Source organism: Lentimicrobiaceae bacterium (assembly GCA_023227965.1).
Classification (GTDB): Bacteria; Bacteroidota; Bacteroidia; order Bacteroidales; family JALOCA01; genus JALOCA01.
In genome coordinates this window covers 1-15094 of sequence record JALOCA010000054.1, presented here as the reverse complement: position 1 = coordinate 15094, position 15094 = coordinate 1, and the positions used below count along the sequence as shown (strand labels likewise).

Genomic DNA, 15094 nt, shown 5'->3' with positions numbered 1-15094 from the left:
TAGGTTCTGCAGGAATAGGCTATTTCTGGTGGAAGGATAAAATGCAAACGGAAATTTTTTACGGAAAAGTTCCATCCTGGGCGGGCGGAAATGCTATCCAAACCGTTGCTCTGAAAAATATGGTAAATCTTTTTGTTTTTCATCCAGCTCCAAATATAGTAATTAAGGAGCAGATAGGTTTTTCCACCAATCTTGCTTTTACTAAAAAAACCTATGTAGAACTTCCGGATTATTATCCCAATAACTATTATTCGCCCAATGCAATTCATTTAATGCCCTTTATTTCACAGGAATGTACAATCTATTTTAAAAAATACTGCTTTATTAAAAAAATTGGTTTTTACTCCGAGTGCAATGCAATGGATACTTATTTATATCAAATCCTGAAATCTAAAGAGATAAATTTTATGGATGCCTTTAGTCTCGCTTTAGGTTTAGTGATTGCTTTTTAAGATTAAAGATTATTTCTCAACTTAAATATCAATTAGCAGTATGGAGCAGCACAAATACAAAGGCAGGAATATTCCGGTTGAAAGGAATATTCTTGCTTCCCAAAATAAAAGTTTAAAGTTGCTTCAACAGATTTGCCATTTCAATGGCAGCAACGGCGGCATCAAAGCCTTTATTCCCGGCTTTTGTTCCGGCACGTTCAATGGCTTGCTCAATGGTATCGGTGGATAATACGCCAAAAATAACGGGAACGTTGGTTTCGAGGCTTACCAGCGCAATGCCTTTTGCCACTTCTCCGGCTACCAGATCGAAATGAGGCGTGGCACCACGAATCACAGCGCCCAGACAAATGACTGTATCATATTTACCACTCGTTGCCATTCGTTTAGCTATCAAAGGGATTTCAAATGAACCCGGAGCCCAGGCAATACTTATATTTTCTTCATTTCCACCATGACGCTTAATGGCATCAAGTGCGCCGCCCAGTAATTTGACACCAATAAACTCGTTAAAACGAGCCACTACAATCCCAAAATTTAAACCTTCGGCAATTAATTTTCCTTCAAATGTTTTCATCTTAAAGCGTTTTTATAAATAAATATTAAAATTTGATAAAGAGTTCGTTTAATTACAACAAAAACTGATTATTACTGTACATGCAACAAATGCCCCAGTTTGTGCAACTTGGTTTGCATATAGAAATGATTTTCTTCATTACAGGCCATTTCGATAGGTTGGCGTTCCACCACCTCAAGCCCATACCCTGAAAGCCCTGCCACTTTGGTAGGATTATTTGTCATGAGTATGATTTTTTTTACGCCAAGGTCAACTAATATCTCTGCACCTACACTATAATCACGAAGATCGGCTCTAAAACCAAGGGCAATATTCGCTTCTACGGTATCCATGCCTTTTTCCTGTAGTTCATAGGCTTTCAATTTATTGATCAGGCCTATCCCCCGCCCTTCCTGACGCAGATAAAGCAATACTCCTCTTCCGGCTTCCTCGATGCGACGCATAGCTTCGTGTAATTGTTCTCCGCAATCGCAGCGTTTTGATCCGAAAACATCGCCCGTCAAACATTCGGAATGGATGCGTACCAGCACCGGTTCGTTGTCGTGAATATTGCCTTTAACCAATGCAACATGATGTTCGCCATTGATTTTATCCACATAACCATAAGCCTTAAAATCGCCATAAGCAGTGGGTAATTCTGCCTTAGCTTTTCGTTCAATTATGGATTCATGCTTCCGGCGGTAGCTGATCAAATCAGCAACGGTAATAAATTTCAGTTTATGTTTCTCTACAAATGCTGTTAAATCAGGCACACGTGCCATCGAGCCGTCTTCATTCATTATTTCGCAGATGACTCCGGCCGGATAAAGTCCGGCCATGCGGGCAAGGTCAACGGCAGCTTCCGTATGTCCGGCACGCTCCAAAACGCCACGTTCCTTGGCAATTAACGGAAATATATGTCCCGGACGGGTAAAGTCTTTTGGCTTTGACTTTGGATTAATCATGTGCAGAATAGTTTGAGCCCTTTCGTAGGCAGAGATTCCTGTGGTGGATTCATGCCAGTCAACAGAAACGGTAAATGCAGTTTGTTTGCTATCGGTATTCCGTTGAACCATATAGTAAATCTGTAACTCATCCATACGTTTACGCGTAACAGGCATGCAAATCAATCCTCCGGCATGTTTTACCATGAAGTTAACCGCTTCCGGAGTAACTTTTTCGGCAGCAATAATAATATCGCCTTCGTTTTCACGAGACTCGTCATCTACCACAACAATCATTTTTCCCTGGCGAATATCCCCGATAGCTTCTTCTATCGAATTAAATGGTTTCATTTGTTATATATTTGATTTTAAAAGTATCCGTTTTCTTTAAGGAAATCAATACTGATATCCTTTGATTCTTTGATTTGCGGATCAGCACTAAAGCCTGAAAAGCGCTCAATGTATTTTCCTATCATATCCGTTTCAAGATTTACTCTTTCGCCCGGTCGTTTACCGCAAAGGGTAGTTTCATTTTTTGTGTGTGGAATAACCGACACTTCAAAGCTTTTATCATCCACATGGGTTACGGTTAAACTAATCCCGTCAACGGCAACCGATCCTTTTTCAATAATATAGCGCAGCAACGATTGATTTGCAGTAATACGTATCCGGATGGCATTATCGTCTTCGCGAAAACTAAAAATAATGCCTTCGCCGTCAATATGCCCGCTGACAAGATGTCCGCCAAGACGATCGCCCAATCGCAACGCCCGTTCCAGATTTATTTTGCTGCCTGTCTGGAGCGATCCCAGATTGCTACGGCCAAGCGTTTCAGGCATTGCATCAACAATAAATGAACCTTTGCCGATGGAAGTTACGGTAAGACAAATTCCGTTCACGGCAATGCTGTCCCCTACCCGGCTTCCTTCCAGTACCTTTAAAGCGCTTATTTCAAGTGTGGCTGAGCGTTGTCCGTGGCTGATGGCTTTTAATGTGCCTATTTCTTCAATAATTCCTGTGAACATATCTTATAAAGGATTATTATCTGATAAAATTGACGTATGATTAATTTTTCCTGTTACCAGGATATCACAACCTATTTGCTTTATTTTCAAATCATGAAGGCGTATTGATTCATCAATAGATTCAAATCCATGCCCTTCTATCGGGGTAATTGCTTTTTGTCCACCAATGAGTATTGGTGCGATAAAAAACTGAACTTCATCCACGATGCCTGCACGCAACGCCGATTCGTTCAAGGTTCCCCCACCTTCAAGCAATATTCCGTCAATTTCCATCTTGCCTAAAGTTTCCATAAGGACATTCAAATCAACAAGCCCATCTTTATCTGGGAAAATCAATACTTTGTGCCCGGCATTCCTCAACTGCTGACATTTTACGTCCGGAAATTGCCACGTGGTAGCAATTATCGCCGGATTATTTTCTCCGTCCTGCAATATGCGGGCAGTAAGAGGAATACGCCCCTTGCTATCCACTACAATTCGTATAGGATTGCGTCCCTTCGCATTTTCAAGACGGGTAGTAAGTTGCGGATTATCAACAATTACAGTATTTACACCTACCATTATTCCCTTTAGCTCGTTACGTAATGCATGTACATATTGCCTCGATTCAAGGCAGCTTATCCATTTTGAATGGCCGCTGGCCGTTGCAATTTTTCCATCAAGCGACATGGCCGATTTGAGAACAACATATGGTCTGCCCGTTTTGATATATTTTATAAAAACCCGGTTTAACTCCATAGCTTCCGCTTCAAGCAGTCCTACCTCAACTACAATACCATTTTTGCGTAGCTTCTCTATGCCTTTACCTGCGACAAGAGGATTTGAATCTGACATTGCTATTACAACCCGGCTTAATCCGGCATTTATCAGTGCATCGGCACAGGGAGGAGTTTTACCATAATGAGAGCATGGTTCAAGCGTAACGTACATGGTTGCACCTTTAACATCTTCAATGGCATGGTGCATGGCATTTATTTCAGCATGGGGGCCGCCACACTGTTCGTGATAACCGCTTCCGATAACCGCATTGTTTTGCACAATTACGGCACCCACCAATGGATTGGGATTTACTTTCCCTACACCGCAGGCAGCTTGCCCGAGTGCCATACGCATATACCGGATATCGTCGTTGTTAATCATTTGTTTTAAAATAAAAACCCCGAATGGTATCTCATTCGGGGTTAAATATCTTTTGAAGCAACTGATACCTGTTTAGCAGGTGCAGTAGCATATACAAATGATCTTTTCTTCTACCATCCAGACTTTAACTGTCGGTACCGGAGTTTCACCGGTTCAGTCTTCCGGTTTCCCGGAAGAGTTGCGGACTTTACCGCCGGTAGGGAGTTCCACCCTGCCCCGAAGAAAATATTTTTCAGATTCGATGCAAAGGTATAATAAAGTATTCAGGCAAACGAAAAAATGTATATTATTTTTCCGGTAATCCTTTTATCCATAACATGACCCTCTGTTTGTACACGGTTTGAATATAGCGTTACTGATTTTTTTAAAAAAAACATCAAAGTAAATCAATGATATTATGGTATTTATAATTTAATTTGCATTTTAATGTAATTTTTTTTGAACTCTTTGTTGTAGCAAATGTTATTTGTGTACTTTTGCAAACCGGACGGTCGGTATTTTTTAAATCCAATACAATGAAAGACACCAAGGAATTTATTTTAAAATCTGCTTACGATTTATTTTTGCGTAATAATTATGAAGCTGTTACGATAAACAAAATCAGCGAAGCTACCCAACTTACTAAAGGAGCTATTTATCATCATTATGCCAGCAAAGAAGAAATATTTAAGGCTGTAGTTGATAAATACATGATAGAGAATAAAGTAGAGGTTCCGTACGAACATACAAGTTTGTACGATTTTATCCAGCACACCATTAATGATGCAAATAATAAAATTTCGAAAGAACTGGCTCTTAGTGCCAACATGCAGCAGGTAAAGCCATTGCACTTTATTTCTCTAACCATTGATGCGTTACAATACTATCCCGACTTTGCCGAGATCGGTCAAAAGTTCTACCAGTATGCAATCAGTAAATGGAAAAGCGTTCTTGATGAAGCAAAAAAAAACGGAGAAATACGAAACGATATTGATTCAGAGATTATGTCGATGAATTTTTTGAATATAAGTACAGGTATTGTTGGCAATATGCTGATGAGCGGTTCTATTGAATTTGCTTTTGAAATGTTTAAAAAACAAATGGAAGAGCTGTATAAAGTCATAAAATTATAACCTTACGGTTATTTATTTTTTTATCAAAAAACATACCGACTGTTCGGTACAATTAATTTAAACTTTAAATGATAATTAAACCCGTGTATAATTAATAATAAATTTATGAAAGGTAGAGTGTTAATTTTATTTATGTTCAGTTTTGGTCTGTTTATGAAAAACGTAAGCGGACAAACGGAATTAAACAATTTAATCGGCTATGCACTAAAACATAGCCATGAAATTCAAAAAGCAGATTTTCAGGTGCAGGAAGCAAACTACATGCACAAAGAAGCTTTGGGAAAAGGCTTGCCGCAAATTGAAGGCTCGACAAGTTATAGTATAATGATGTTCAATAAAATTGATATTCCGGCATCGGTTTACGAAATAGTTCCGGCAGAATATGCCCCAATGCTTGATCAGTTAAGCAATATTGATAAACTTTATTCTGCCAGTGCTAATTTACAGGTAACCCAATTAATTTACAGTCAATCGTATTGGCTTGGCTTGCAAACTACAAAAAAAACACAGGAACTCTATTCAATTTTAAAAAATAAAAATGAAGAAGAGATAATTGCCGAAGTAGCAAATGGCTATTATCAGACAGGTTCCTTGATGTTGCAATTGAATACAATAGAAAAATCCGTAAAGAACCTTGAGGGAATTTATAAGATTGCGGAATTGAGTTATAAAAATGATTTGATAAAAGAAACCGATGTAAACCGCCTGAAGGTAACCATTACAAACCTGGAAGTTACTAAGCAAACCATTCAAAATGGAATAAATATACAGCTAAACTACCTGAAGGCACTGGCAGGAATGCCTGGAGATTCAACAATTACCATAGATACAGCCTCATTTATACATGTTTCGGAAAAGAAACCGGTAAAAAGCGAATTTCAAATAGGAAATGTTCCATCGTACCAGGTATTGATGAAACAGTCTGAAATTTATAATCAGCAGACAAAACTTTCGAAAGCGCAATATTATCCAACGCTTGCGGCATTTGGCAAACTCGGTTATTCATCCTATAATACAAGTTCCGATATAGATAAGTGGAATAGAATGACAACCATAGGATTAAGCATGTCCATTCCTATTTATAATTCCGGAGTAACCCATGCCAAAGTAAAACAGTCGTTGCTGAAACAAAAGCAATTGGATGAAGATATTTTGCAAACCAAAGATTTTTTGAAGGTTGATTACCAAAATGCTTTTTCCGAATATCAAACAGCCCGGAACTTGTTGGGTGTACAAAGAGACAACCGTGAACTTGCCCAGAAAGTATACCGGCAAACTATGTTACAATACCAGGAAGGGATGGCTTCGCTTGCCGATTTACTGAACGTCAATTCCGATTTTTTACAGGCAGATAATTCCTATAATCAACAGGTAATAAAATGCAAAACTTCAGAAATAAAGATGCTTAAAGCCACCGGTAATCTTAAAAACATTGTAAATATAAATAATTAATAAATAATAAAATTCCCATTCTTATGAAAATCAATAAAACCCACATTACGGCGATTGTTATTGTACTTGCTGCCTCAATATTTGTTGGATATAAACTCAAAGATAATAAAAAAGAATTTCAGAACGACATCGCCTTCAGTCAGCGTAAGGTGGACAAAATCCCGGTATCGGCAGAAACAGTACAAACAGGAACACTCTCCGAAAATGTTGTGGCCACCGGAAATTTAGAAGCCTCGGATGTGCTATCCCTTGTTTCTGAAACTCAGGGTAGAATCATTAAAGTGTATAAACAAAAAGGCGACAGGGTTTCTGCCGGAGATATTATTGTAAAAGTGGACGATGAAGTCATTGCTGCAAATGTTTTAACCGCTGAAGCAAATTATGCACAAAATCAAAAAGATGTTGAACGTTTCACGCGTCTTGCTGCCGAAAATGCCATAGCCAAACGCGACCTGGAGCAAGCTTCCATTGGTTTGAAAAAGGCCAAAGCCGATTTAATAAATGCCCGTAAAGCATTAAGTAATACGAGCATAAAATCACCTATCTCAGGCTATATTAATAGTGATAATATAACTTTAGGGCAATTTCTGGCAGGCGGTTCGCCGGTATGCGAAATCGTTAACAATAATACCCTGAAACTTAATATTAAAATTTCGGAACACGAGGTTTATAAAATCAGTAAAGGACAGAATGTTGCAGTACGTCTGGGGGCTTTTCCGGATAAAAAGTTTTCAGGAAAAATAACATCCATTGCCGAAAAAGCAGATGCTGCCATGAAGTTTAATGTGGAAATTACGCTTGCTAACGACACAAAAAACCATTTAAGAAGCGGATTGTATGCGGAAGCTGAACTACCGGTTAAAAATGAACCCAAGCTCATCATTAAAAAAGAGTGCATTATAGGAAGTATGGAAAACCCGGAGGTATATGTTGCACAAAATGGAAAAGCGGTAAAGCGCACATTAATTATTGGGCAAAGCAACGATAAGCTGGTGGAAGTACTCAATGGTTTATCTGCCAACGAAAAAATTATTACCAGCGGGCAACTTAATTTAAAAGACGGTGATAATGTTAATATTATCAAGTAAATATTCTTTAAAAAATAAGAAATAATGAAGATAACTGAAATATCAATAAAACGTTCAACCATCCCGGTAGTTGTATTTACCTTACTTGCATTGGCGGGGATATTTTGCTACTCTCTCTTAAACAAAGAGCTTACTCCCAAAATGGACCTTCCAATCAATGCAGTAATGACGGTTTACCCCGGAGCTGCTCCTTCGGAAGTGGAAAGCTCGGTTACCAAACACGTGGAAGATGCGGCTTCTTCTTTGGAAGGAATTGACAAAATTACTTCTTATTCTTTCGAGGGTATGTCGATAGTTTTGATTCAATATAAGGATGGCATCAATGCCGACATGTCGTTGCAGGAATGTGAGCGAAAAGTAAATGCCATCAAAGATGATTTTCCCGAAAACAGCAAGGATCCTCAATTTATGAAATTTGATCTTAACATGTTCCCCATCATGAGCATTGCTGTTAAATCAAATATCCCCGAAAAGGAATTTTACGACATCATTGATAAGCAAATTAAAACCAGACTTTCCCAAATAAAAGGAATTGCACAGGTAGATATTATCGGTGGTAACCAACGGGAAATAGAGGTAAAAGCTAACGCCCAGAAATTAGAGCAATACGGCATTTCGCTACTCCAGGTTAAGCAAATGATTGAAGCTTCCAACGTGGACTTCCCTGCCGGAAAAATTAAAGATGACAATACCAAATTTATCGTAAGGCTTGCCGGCAAATTTAATAATCTCGATCAGATAAGAGATTTGATTATCGGTCAAACGAAAGAAGGCACAGTTATAAAATTGAGCGATGTGGCTTCGGTGGTAGATGGCTCTAAGAAAACGACTAAACTTGCCCGTATCAATGGGGAACCGGCTATCGGGCTGAGTATTCAGAAGCAGACGGATGGCAATGCCGTAGAAATAAGCAAAGAGGTAAAAAAAGAGTTTGCCAGTTTCGAAAAGCAATATGCAAAGCAAAAGCTTCAGTTTACCATTGCCACCGATATGTCTGATTTTACCAATGAAGCCGTTAAAGGTGTTATGTTCGACCTGGTTTTTGCTATTGTGCTGGTATCAATCACAATGCTATTGTTCCTGCATACATTCCGTAACCTGACGTTTATTTTCGTATCCATCCCTACCTCCATCATCTCCACTTTTGCATTTTTCTGGCTTTTTGGTTTTTCACTTAATATACTTACCCTATTAGCATTATCAATTGTTGTAGGAGTTATTGTGGACGACGCCATTGTGGTGCTGGAAAATACATATCGCCACCTTGAAATGGGCAAAACCCGACGGCAGGCATCGCTTGATGCAATCAGGGAAATTGGGATTACCGTTATGTCTATCACCATTGTGCTGATAGCCGTTTTCCTCCCTATCGGGCTTATATCGGGTACCACCGGTCAGGTTCTACGCTCTTTTTCATTGGTGGTTGTAATTTCTATCCTAATAAGCCTTCTGGTTTCATTTACCTTAGTTCCATTACTTACATCGCGTTTTGGTAAACTTAAAGTATTTAATAAAAAAAGACCTTTCGATCGTTTTTTGCTTGCTTTTGAAAGTCTTGTTACCAGGTTTAAATCGGCGATTCTTTCGGCGCTTCATTGGACGTTGGGGCATAAAAGAATTACCATTCTTGCGGCAGTTGTACTTTTTATCGGTTCCTTTCTTTTGGTATCCAAAGGGTTTATACAAACCGAATTTATGGATCAGGGCGACCGTGGCGAATTTATCGTAGCCATGGAACTGGACAGGACAGCCACATTAGAACAAACCAATGGAATGTGTCTCGCTATAGAGAAAAAAATGCTTCAATATTCCGAGATACAAACCGTATTTACTAAAGTTGGTTCCAGGGGTGGTAGTATGTCAATACTTGAAACCCCTTACGCTGCCGAATTCTCTATAAAATTAGTTCCTAAAGATCAACGAAAACTGAGCGCCAAATTATTTGCCAAAAAGCTTCAGTACGATTTAAAATCTGTTTTCCCCGGCCCAAAATTCAAAATAGAAGAAATAAGTATGATGGGTACCACAAGCACCCCGGTAGAAATTTATGTACGCGGAACCAATTTTGAAGAAGTAAAAGCATATAGCCAGATTGTCCTGAACGAATTGCGAAATATCAAGGGAACAAGCGATATAGAATCAACCGTAGAAAGTGGTGATAAAGAAATAGTGGTGAAGTTCGATCGCGAAAAATTAGCAAAACTTGGGCTTACTATTGGTGAAATTGGTAACCAGATGTACATGTCGTACGAAGGAAACCGCGACATGAAATACCGCGATGGAAGCAATGAATATGATCTGTTCATATCATTAGATGAATTCGACAGGAAAAGCAAGGCCGATATTGAAAACATTTCATTTGTAAACCATTCGGGGCAGCTTATCCGACTTTCGCAGGTGGCGGACATCAGCGAGGGAGAAAGCCCTTCTACGCTTATCCGTTATAACAAACTACCCTCTGTTCGTATATCGGGCAACTTAGTTGGCATAACCATAGGCACGGTTGGCGAAGAAATAAAAGCCCGGCTTGCCAAAACGGAAAAACCGACAGGGGTTGATGTGGTTTATGCAGGCGATATGGAACGTCAGAGTGATTCCTTTTCAAGTCTGCTCATAGCTCTTGTTGCATCCATTGTTCTCATGTACTTAATAATGGTTGCACTGTATGATAGCTATATATACCCATTGGTAGTGATGCTTTCGTTGCCACTGTCTATCATCGGGGCATTATTAGCGCTGGCATTAGCAGGAAAAAGCCTTAGTTTGTTTTCTATGATGGGTATTATTATGCTTATGGGATTAGTAGCCAAAAACGCCATTTTGGTTGTTGACTTTGCCAACAAACGGCAACAGGAAGGTGAAAAGGTTGTGGATGCTATTATCGAAGCTACTTCTGTGCGTTTCAGGCCTATTCTTATGACCAGCATGGCGCTTATCGTGGGGCTATTGCCGATAGCACTGGCTTCAGGTGCCGGTGCCGAATGGAAAAACGGGCTGGGATGGGTACTTGTTGGTGGGTTAGCCAGTTCTATGTTTTTGTCACTTCTTGTGGTGCCGGTGTTTTATGTTGTTCTTGACAAATTGGTTAAAAAACATAAAAAAAGAAATGATCCGGAAGAACTTACAGCACAAAAAGCAGAAGAAATCGAATCATCAACAAAAGAGTAATAAAAAAATTGAAGGGAATGTCGGTTTAATATGGCATTCCCTTTCAAATTAACTGATCCTGATTAGATATGATAGAATCGAAATAAAAAAAATGATAAAACGATCAAAAATGACACAGATTCTTGAAAAACATTTTGAGACCATAAGAAAAACATTTCTGGAATATGGAATTAAAAGTATTGCCATGGATGATATTGCCGGAAATTTGGGAATTTCAAAAAAGACGCTTTACAAGGAATATGCCAATAAAAATGAATTAGTGAGAGATGTTATGCTTGAAGATTTTTCACAGTTTAGGGCTAAAACCAACGCTATATCAAAAGACAGTAGCAATGCCGTTGAAGAATTATACAGACTATCCGATTTATTCATAACCAGTCAAAATTCATTAAGTATATCTACGCTGTATGATTTAAAGAAATATTATCATGAACTGTTTGTTGAAATGATAAAATTGATAGACATATTAATAAATGACTTAATCACCAACGGAATAAAACGAGGAATAGCTGAAAATAATTTCAATCCGGATGTTGAATATGGCAAAATAGCTTGCTTTTTCGCTTTTATTTTTGAATCGTATTTCCTGCATCCGCTACATAATCTTTCCAATGTATCCATGCCATTTTCCGGAAAAGATATCATGAAGTATTTCTATAAAGGAATTTGTACCCAACAGGGCATCGAAATATTGAATAACATACAAAACAGTTGAAAATGATAATTTAATGTGAAAATTGACAATTAAAACCTTTTAGCCATGAATACCTGTGAAATCGGAAGGAAAGCCGGACGTATCTGGGAATATTTGTATACAAATGGAGAATGTTCCGCTACTGAGCTTAAAAAGAAACTTAAAATTAATACTAAGGAACTTTACTTAGCTTTAGGCTGGATTTCACGTAATGATAAAATTGCAATTTATGAAAAAGACGGAGAGCAATATATATTCCTGCTTTTTATATAAATAATTAATAGGATGCTATCTATTATATTCCTTAAAACTATAGAATATGAAAGAGGATTTATACTTGCTGTTTTTATCTTTTTTCTTACTACTGCTTGTAAATGATGCCTTTTCTCAAAAAAGCAATTGGCATAATACGAATGCGATATCCACATTCAATATGTTTCGTGAGCCAAGTTATATTTCAGCTTTAGGAGGTATTGGAAATATCGAACCTTTAATATTCGAAGGGGATATAGCACCTTATTATATACTGAGTTTAAACCCGGAAAACAGATGGGGAATAGAATTGTCGCCACGCATTATTATCCGGATGTATAATAAACATTCTTATCCTGTACGAACTCCTTCTTATATGCCCAGAGCTACTTTTTTCTATCAGATTATTGATAATACAGGACAGAAGAAGGATTGGTTTACTTATTTTTCGTGGTGTCATCATTCAAATGGGCAGGATGGTTCATTTTATTATGAGGCGGATAGCACAAAAATTAATACATATTCCGGTAATTTTTCTACAAATTTATTTGAAGGAGGCATATTTATGTCGCGTCCGGAAAAAAAGAAGCCTTATGTTATTAACTACTTAAAACTTTCCGCATCTTATCATTATAAACAAAATCCCGAGATACGGAAATTATACGGACGATTGCGTTTTTTTGCAGACTATCAATCGTCTGTTGACTTATCTAAAATATTAAAAAAATTCAGCAATCCTTCCGTAAAATATCACAAAGGAAATATTAACCAAATGATTCGTTTAGGGTGGATTGCCGGAAGCATGCCCGATGCAAATGACTTCGATTTTAAACGACGTCTGGTTTTTCGTTATACACTTTCCTATAAACCTTCCTTTTTTAACGATGTAACCATTTTTGCCCAGTATTATTATGGACAAGATTATTATAATATTTATTTTAACCGGACGCTTTCACTATTTCGTGTTGGTATTGCTGCCAAAACATCTATTTTCAATTAAAATTAATTTAAATTAATCTATATGAAACGTATAGGGTATATATTATTTAGATTTTCTTCATTTTTAATCTCCATTACCCCTTTCTTTTTGCTTTATTTATTATCCGATTTTTATTCGATAGTTATGCAATACATAGTGCGTTACCGGCTAAAAACGATTACAGATAATTTAAAAAACTCATTTCCTGAGAAAAATGATTTGGAAATAAAACAGATTATTCGCCGGTATTACAGAAATCTTTGTGATATTTCACTCGAAACAATCAAAGGATATTCATTCAACACAAAAAAGATACTTTCCCGTTATCAATGTTTAAATCCTGAAATTACTCATAAATATTACAAGGAAAATAAGGATATAATTATTGCCATGAGTCATTATGCCAATTGGGAATGGGGAACCCAGGTGGCAAGTAAATTTTTCTTACACCGTCCTGTTACTTTCTATAAGCCACTTTCCAATAAATATTTTGATAATTATCTCCGCCAGCGCAGAATGAAACAGAACATGGAATTATACTCTGTTTATAAGCCTAAACTCCTGCAACGCTTAGATGAGGAACCTCCCAAAGCTTATTTTTTGGTAAGCGATCAAAGTCCAGGCCGGGCTAAAGAGAAAAAGGCATATTGGGTAAAATTTCTGAACCAGGATACGGCATGCCTTCATGGTATCGAAAGTTATGCGAAACTTTTCGATCTGCCTGTATTTTATGCCGACGTACAAAGGATAAAACGTGGACATTATACCATAGAACTGGAAGAAATTTGCATGTATCCCGAAAATACCTGTCGCGGTGAGATAACAGCTAAATACATGAAAAAGCTTGAAGACATCATCCTGAAAAAGCCGGACGACTGGCTATGGTCGCATAAACGATGGAAATTAAAGAAGCCGGATGAAATGTTTAAAATTACTTTTTCATAAAAATTTAAAATGATTATCCGTTTTTCTGCCTAAAAAGTATAAAACAATAATTTATGAAGAAAAATATTAATGATTCTTTTATGATATATTATTTTTTCAACAAAGCAGGCTCTGCGGTTTTCTCTGCATAATTCTTCCCGTCCTCTGCGGTAAAAAAGATTTAAACCGCGGAGAATTGCTGAGTTTTTCGCAAAGGAGCGCAAAGAAATTTTTATTAATAAATTTTTCTTTAGATAAGATATCAGATAATCATTAAATTTAATTAAACTCTGTGATGAAGCAGTTGAATACATTAAACTTTCTGTTAACATTTTTTCTTCTTTTCAACCTTACTGCTTGCGAAGACGCTTTCCAATACAGCCCTTATTCATCAAAAACAGAAGATAAAAATTCGAATGAGGAAAACTCAGCTAAACTTATGCAAAATACCATAAATACGGATACCTTTTCATTTTCAGTGATTGCTGACAGTCATTATTATTATGATAATCTGAATGAAGTGGTAGATTACATTAACAGGGATACCGGAAGCATGTTTACCGTTCATGCCGGCGATCTTACCGAAAGTGGTTTGTTATGGGAATATCGTAATACCTACAAAATAATTAATAAACTTCACAAACCTTTTTTTGTATGTATAGGCAATCATGATTATTTATCCAACGGTTCAGATATTTTTTGTCATTATTTTGGAGATAAAAACTTTACAATGAATATCGGGAGAAATAAATTCATTTTTTTTGATGATGTAGTTTGGGAAAGCATCAATCATCAACCCGATTTTGACTGGCTGGATAACGTCATTTCTATAGCCGGAACCGATACTAATGTTTTTGTTTTCACCCATATTCCGCCATGGACTGATCAGTTAGCCGGTGAAAAAGAAGAAATATTCAGAAAAATGATGGCAGACAATAAAGTTAAAGCCGTCATATGCGGACATGAACATAATTTTGAAATGGAGGATTATTATCATGACGGGGTAACTTATGTTGCTACCGGAAGTGTGTATAAGGAACATTATATTGTTGTTAAAATAGAAGGTGAAAAATTTTCAATAAATCCAATTGATTTTTGATGGAATACTTATGAATAGAATTATATGGATATTGTTTGTTGTTGTTTTAATATCGTATTGTTTTGATGGTTATTCGGGCAACGATGGAAGCAAAGAAAAGACTTCTATGAAAAAGTCTGTTTCATTGAAGCCCGATTACTTTAAACTGCAATATGCCGGAAACATCGGATTAGGTTCTGCAGGAATAGGCTATTTCTGGTGGAAGGATAAAA

Annotated in this window: 15 protein-coding genes and 1 riboswitch; of the genes, 11 read left to right on the top strand and 4 right to left on the bottom strand. The window is 37.3% G+C overall.

Translation table 11 applies throughout. The annotated features are described in order from the left end of the window. A partial coding sequence (locus M0R21_12930) for a hypothetical protein (protein MCK9618726.1) occupies nucleotides 1–452 on the top strand: 452 nt, incomplete at its 5' end. 112 nt (nucleotides 453–564) lie between these two features. Here the strand turns inward: M0R21_12930 and ribE are convergent. The 4 genes from ribE to ribD form a co-directional block, all read right to left on the bottom strand. Then, the gene (gene ribE / locus M0R21_12925; protein ID MCK9618725.1) at nucleotides 565–1026 is read right to left on the bottom strand and encodes a 6,7-dimethyl-8-ribityllumazine synthase; all 462 of its coding nucleotides are present in this window, start codon (nucleotides 1024–1026) and stop codon (nucleotides 565–567) included. A gap of 71 nt (nucleotides 1027–1097) precedes the next feature. Then, complete coding sequence (locus tag M0R21_12920) at nucleotides 1098–2300, bottom strand: bifunctional 3,4-dihydroxy-2-butanone-4-phosphate synthase/GTP cyclohydrolase II (GenBank protein ID MCK9618724.1); 1203 nt, start codon at nucleotides 2298–2300, stop codon at nucleotides 1098–1100. Between the two features lie 17 nt (nucleotides 2301–2317). After that, entirely contained in the window at nucleotides 2318–2974 is a 657-nt protein-coding gene (locus M0R21_12915) for a riboflavin synthase (GenBank protein MCK9618723.1), read from the bottom strand. A 3-nt stretch (nucleotides 2975–2977) separates the two neighbouring features. Next, nucleotides 2978–4114, bottom strand: a complete 1137-nt coding sequence (gene ribD / locus M0R21_12910) for a bifunctional diaminohydroxyphosphoribosylaminopyrimidine deaminase/5-amino-6-(5-phosphoribosylamino)uracil reductase RibD (GenBank protein ID MCK9618722.1) — start codon at nucleotides 4112–4114, stop codon at nucleotides 2978–2980. Nucleotides 4115–4215: 101 nt separating this feature from the next. Continuing rightward, a riboswitch (FMN riboswitch) is annotated at nucleotides 4216–4342 on the bottom strand. A gap of 287 nt (nucleotides 4343–4629) precedes the next feature. On the opposite strand from ribD, the gene M0R21_12905 reads away from it, so the two are divergent. From M0R21_12905 to M0R21_12860, 10 genes are all read left to right on the top strand, one after another. Beyond that, nucleotides 4630–5226: a TetR/AcrR family transcriptional regulator gene (locus M0R21_12905; GenBank protein MCK9618721.1), complete on the top strand. Its 597-nt coding sequence runs from the start codon at nucleotides 4630–4632 to the stop codon at nucleotides 5224–5226. Nucleotides 5227–5331: 105 nt separating this feature from the next. Continuing rightward, the gene (locus tag M0R21_12900; GenBank protein ID MCK9618720.1) at nucleotides 5332–6678 is read left to right on the top strand and encodes a TolC family protein; all 1347 of its coding nucleotides are present in this window, start codon (nucleotides 5332–5334) and stop codon (nucleotides 6676–6678) included. Nucleotides 6679–6701: 23 nt separating this feature from the next. Continuing rightward, a complete protein-coding gene (locus M0R21_12895) occupies nucleotides 6702–7766 on the top strand; it encodes an efflux RND transporter periplasmic adaptor subunit (GenBank protein MCK9618719.1) in 1065 nt (354 codons plus the stop codon). Nucleotides 7767–7790: 24 nt separating this feature from the next. Beyond that, entirely contained in the window at nucleotides 7791–10934 is a 3144-nt protein-coding gene (locus M0R21_12890; GenBank protein ID MCK9618718.1) for an efflux RND transporter permease subunit, read from the top strand. Nucleotides 10935–11043: 109 nt separating this feature from the next. Further along, nucleotides 11044–11649, top strand: a complete 606-nt coding sequence (locus tag M0R21_12885) for a TetR/AcrR family transcriptional regulator (GenBank protein MCK9618717.1) — start codon at nucleotides 11044–11046, stop codon at nucleotides 11647–11649. 45 nt (nucleotides 11650–11694) lie between these two features. Beyond that, nucleotides 11695–11901, top strand: a complete 207-nt coding sequence (locus M0R21_12880; protein MCK9618716.1) for a winged helix-turn-helix domain-containing protein — start codon at nucleotides 11695–11697, stop codon at nucleotides 11899–11901. Nucleotides 11902–11947: 46 nt separating this feature from the next. Next, complete coding sequence (locus M0R21_12875; GenBank protein ID MCK9618715.1) at nucleotides 11948–12880, top strand: hypothetical protein; 933 nt, start codon at nucleotides 11948–11950, stop codon at nucleotides 12878–12880. 21 nt (nucleotides 12881–12901) lie between these two features. After that, nucleotides 12902–13804: a lysophospholipid acyltransferase family protein gene (locus M0R21_12870; GenBank protein ID MCK9618714.1), complete on the top strand. Its 903-nt coding sequence runs from the start codon at nucleotides 12902–12904 to the stop codon at nucleotides 13802–13804. Between the two features lie 274 nt (nucleotides 13805–14078). After that, a complete protein-coding gene (locus tag M0R21_12865) occupies nucleotides 14079–14882 on the top strand; it encodes a metallophosphoesterase (protein ID MCK9618713.1) in 804 nt (267 codons plus the stop codon). 10 nt (nucleotides 14883–14892) lie between these two features. Then, on the top strand, nucleotides 14893–15094 hold a 202-nt coding region (locus M0R21_12860; GenBank protein ID MCK9618712.1), incomplete at its 3' end, for a hypothetical protein.

Coding starts and splice junctions, on each gene's coding strand:
- ribE (MCK9618725.1), bottom strand. CDS start 1,026: ATGAAAACATTTGAAGGAAAATTAATTGCCGAAGGTTTAAATTTTGGG.
- M0R21_12920 (MCK9618724.1), bottom strand. CDS start 2,300: ATGAAACCATTTAATTCGATAGAAGAAGCTATCGGGGATATTCGCCAG.
- M0R21_12915 (MCK9618723.1), bottom strand. CDS start 2,974: ATGTTCACAGGAATTATTGAAGAAATAGGCACATTAAAAGCCATCAGC.
- ribD (MCK9618722.1), bottom strand. CDS start 4,114: ATGATTAACAACGACGATATCCGGTATATGCGTATGGCACTCGGGCAA.
- M0R21_12905 (MCK9618721.1), top strand. CDS start 4,630: ATGAAAGACACCAAGGAATTTATTTTAAAATCTGCTTACGATTTATTT.
- M0R21_12900 (MCK9618720.1), top strand. CDS start 5,332: ATGAAAGGTAGAGTGTTAATTTTATTTATGTTCAGTTTTGGTCTGTTT.
- M0R21_12895 (MCK9618719.1), top strand. CDS start 6,702: ATGAAAATCAATAAAACCCACATTACGGCGATTGTTATTGTACTTGCT.
- M0R21_12890 (MCK9618718.1), top strand. CDS start 7,791: ATGAAGATAACTGAAATATCAATAAAACGTTCAACCATCCCGGTAGTT.
- M0R21_12885 (MCK9618717.1), top strand. CDS start 11,044: ATGACACAGATTCTTGAAAAACATTTTGAGACCATAAGAAAAACATTT.
- M0R21_12880 (MCK9618716.1), top strand. CDS start 11,695: ATGAATACCTGTGAAATCGGAAGGAAAGCCGGACGTATCTGGGAATAT.
- M0R21_12875 (MCK9618715.1), top strand. CDS start 11,948: ATGAAAGAGGATTTATACTTGCTGTTTTTATCTTTTTTCTTACTACTG.
- M0R21_12870 (MCK9618714.1), top strand. CDS start 12,902: ATGAAACGTATAGGGTATATATTATTTAGATTTTCTTCATTTTTAATC.
- M0R21_12865 (MCK9618713.1), top strand. CDS start 14,079: ATGAAGCAGTTGAATACATTAAACTTTCTGTTAACATTTTTTCTTCTT.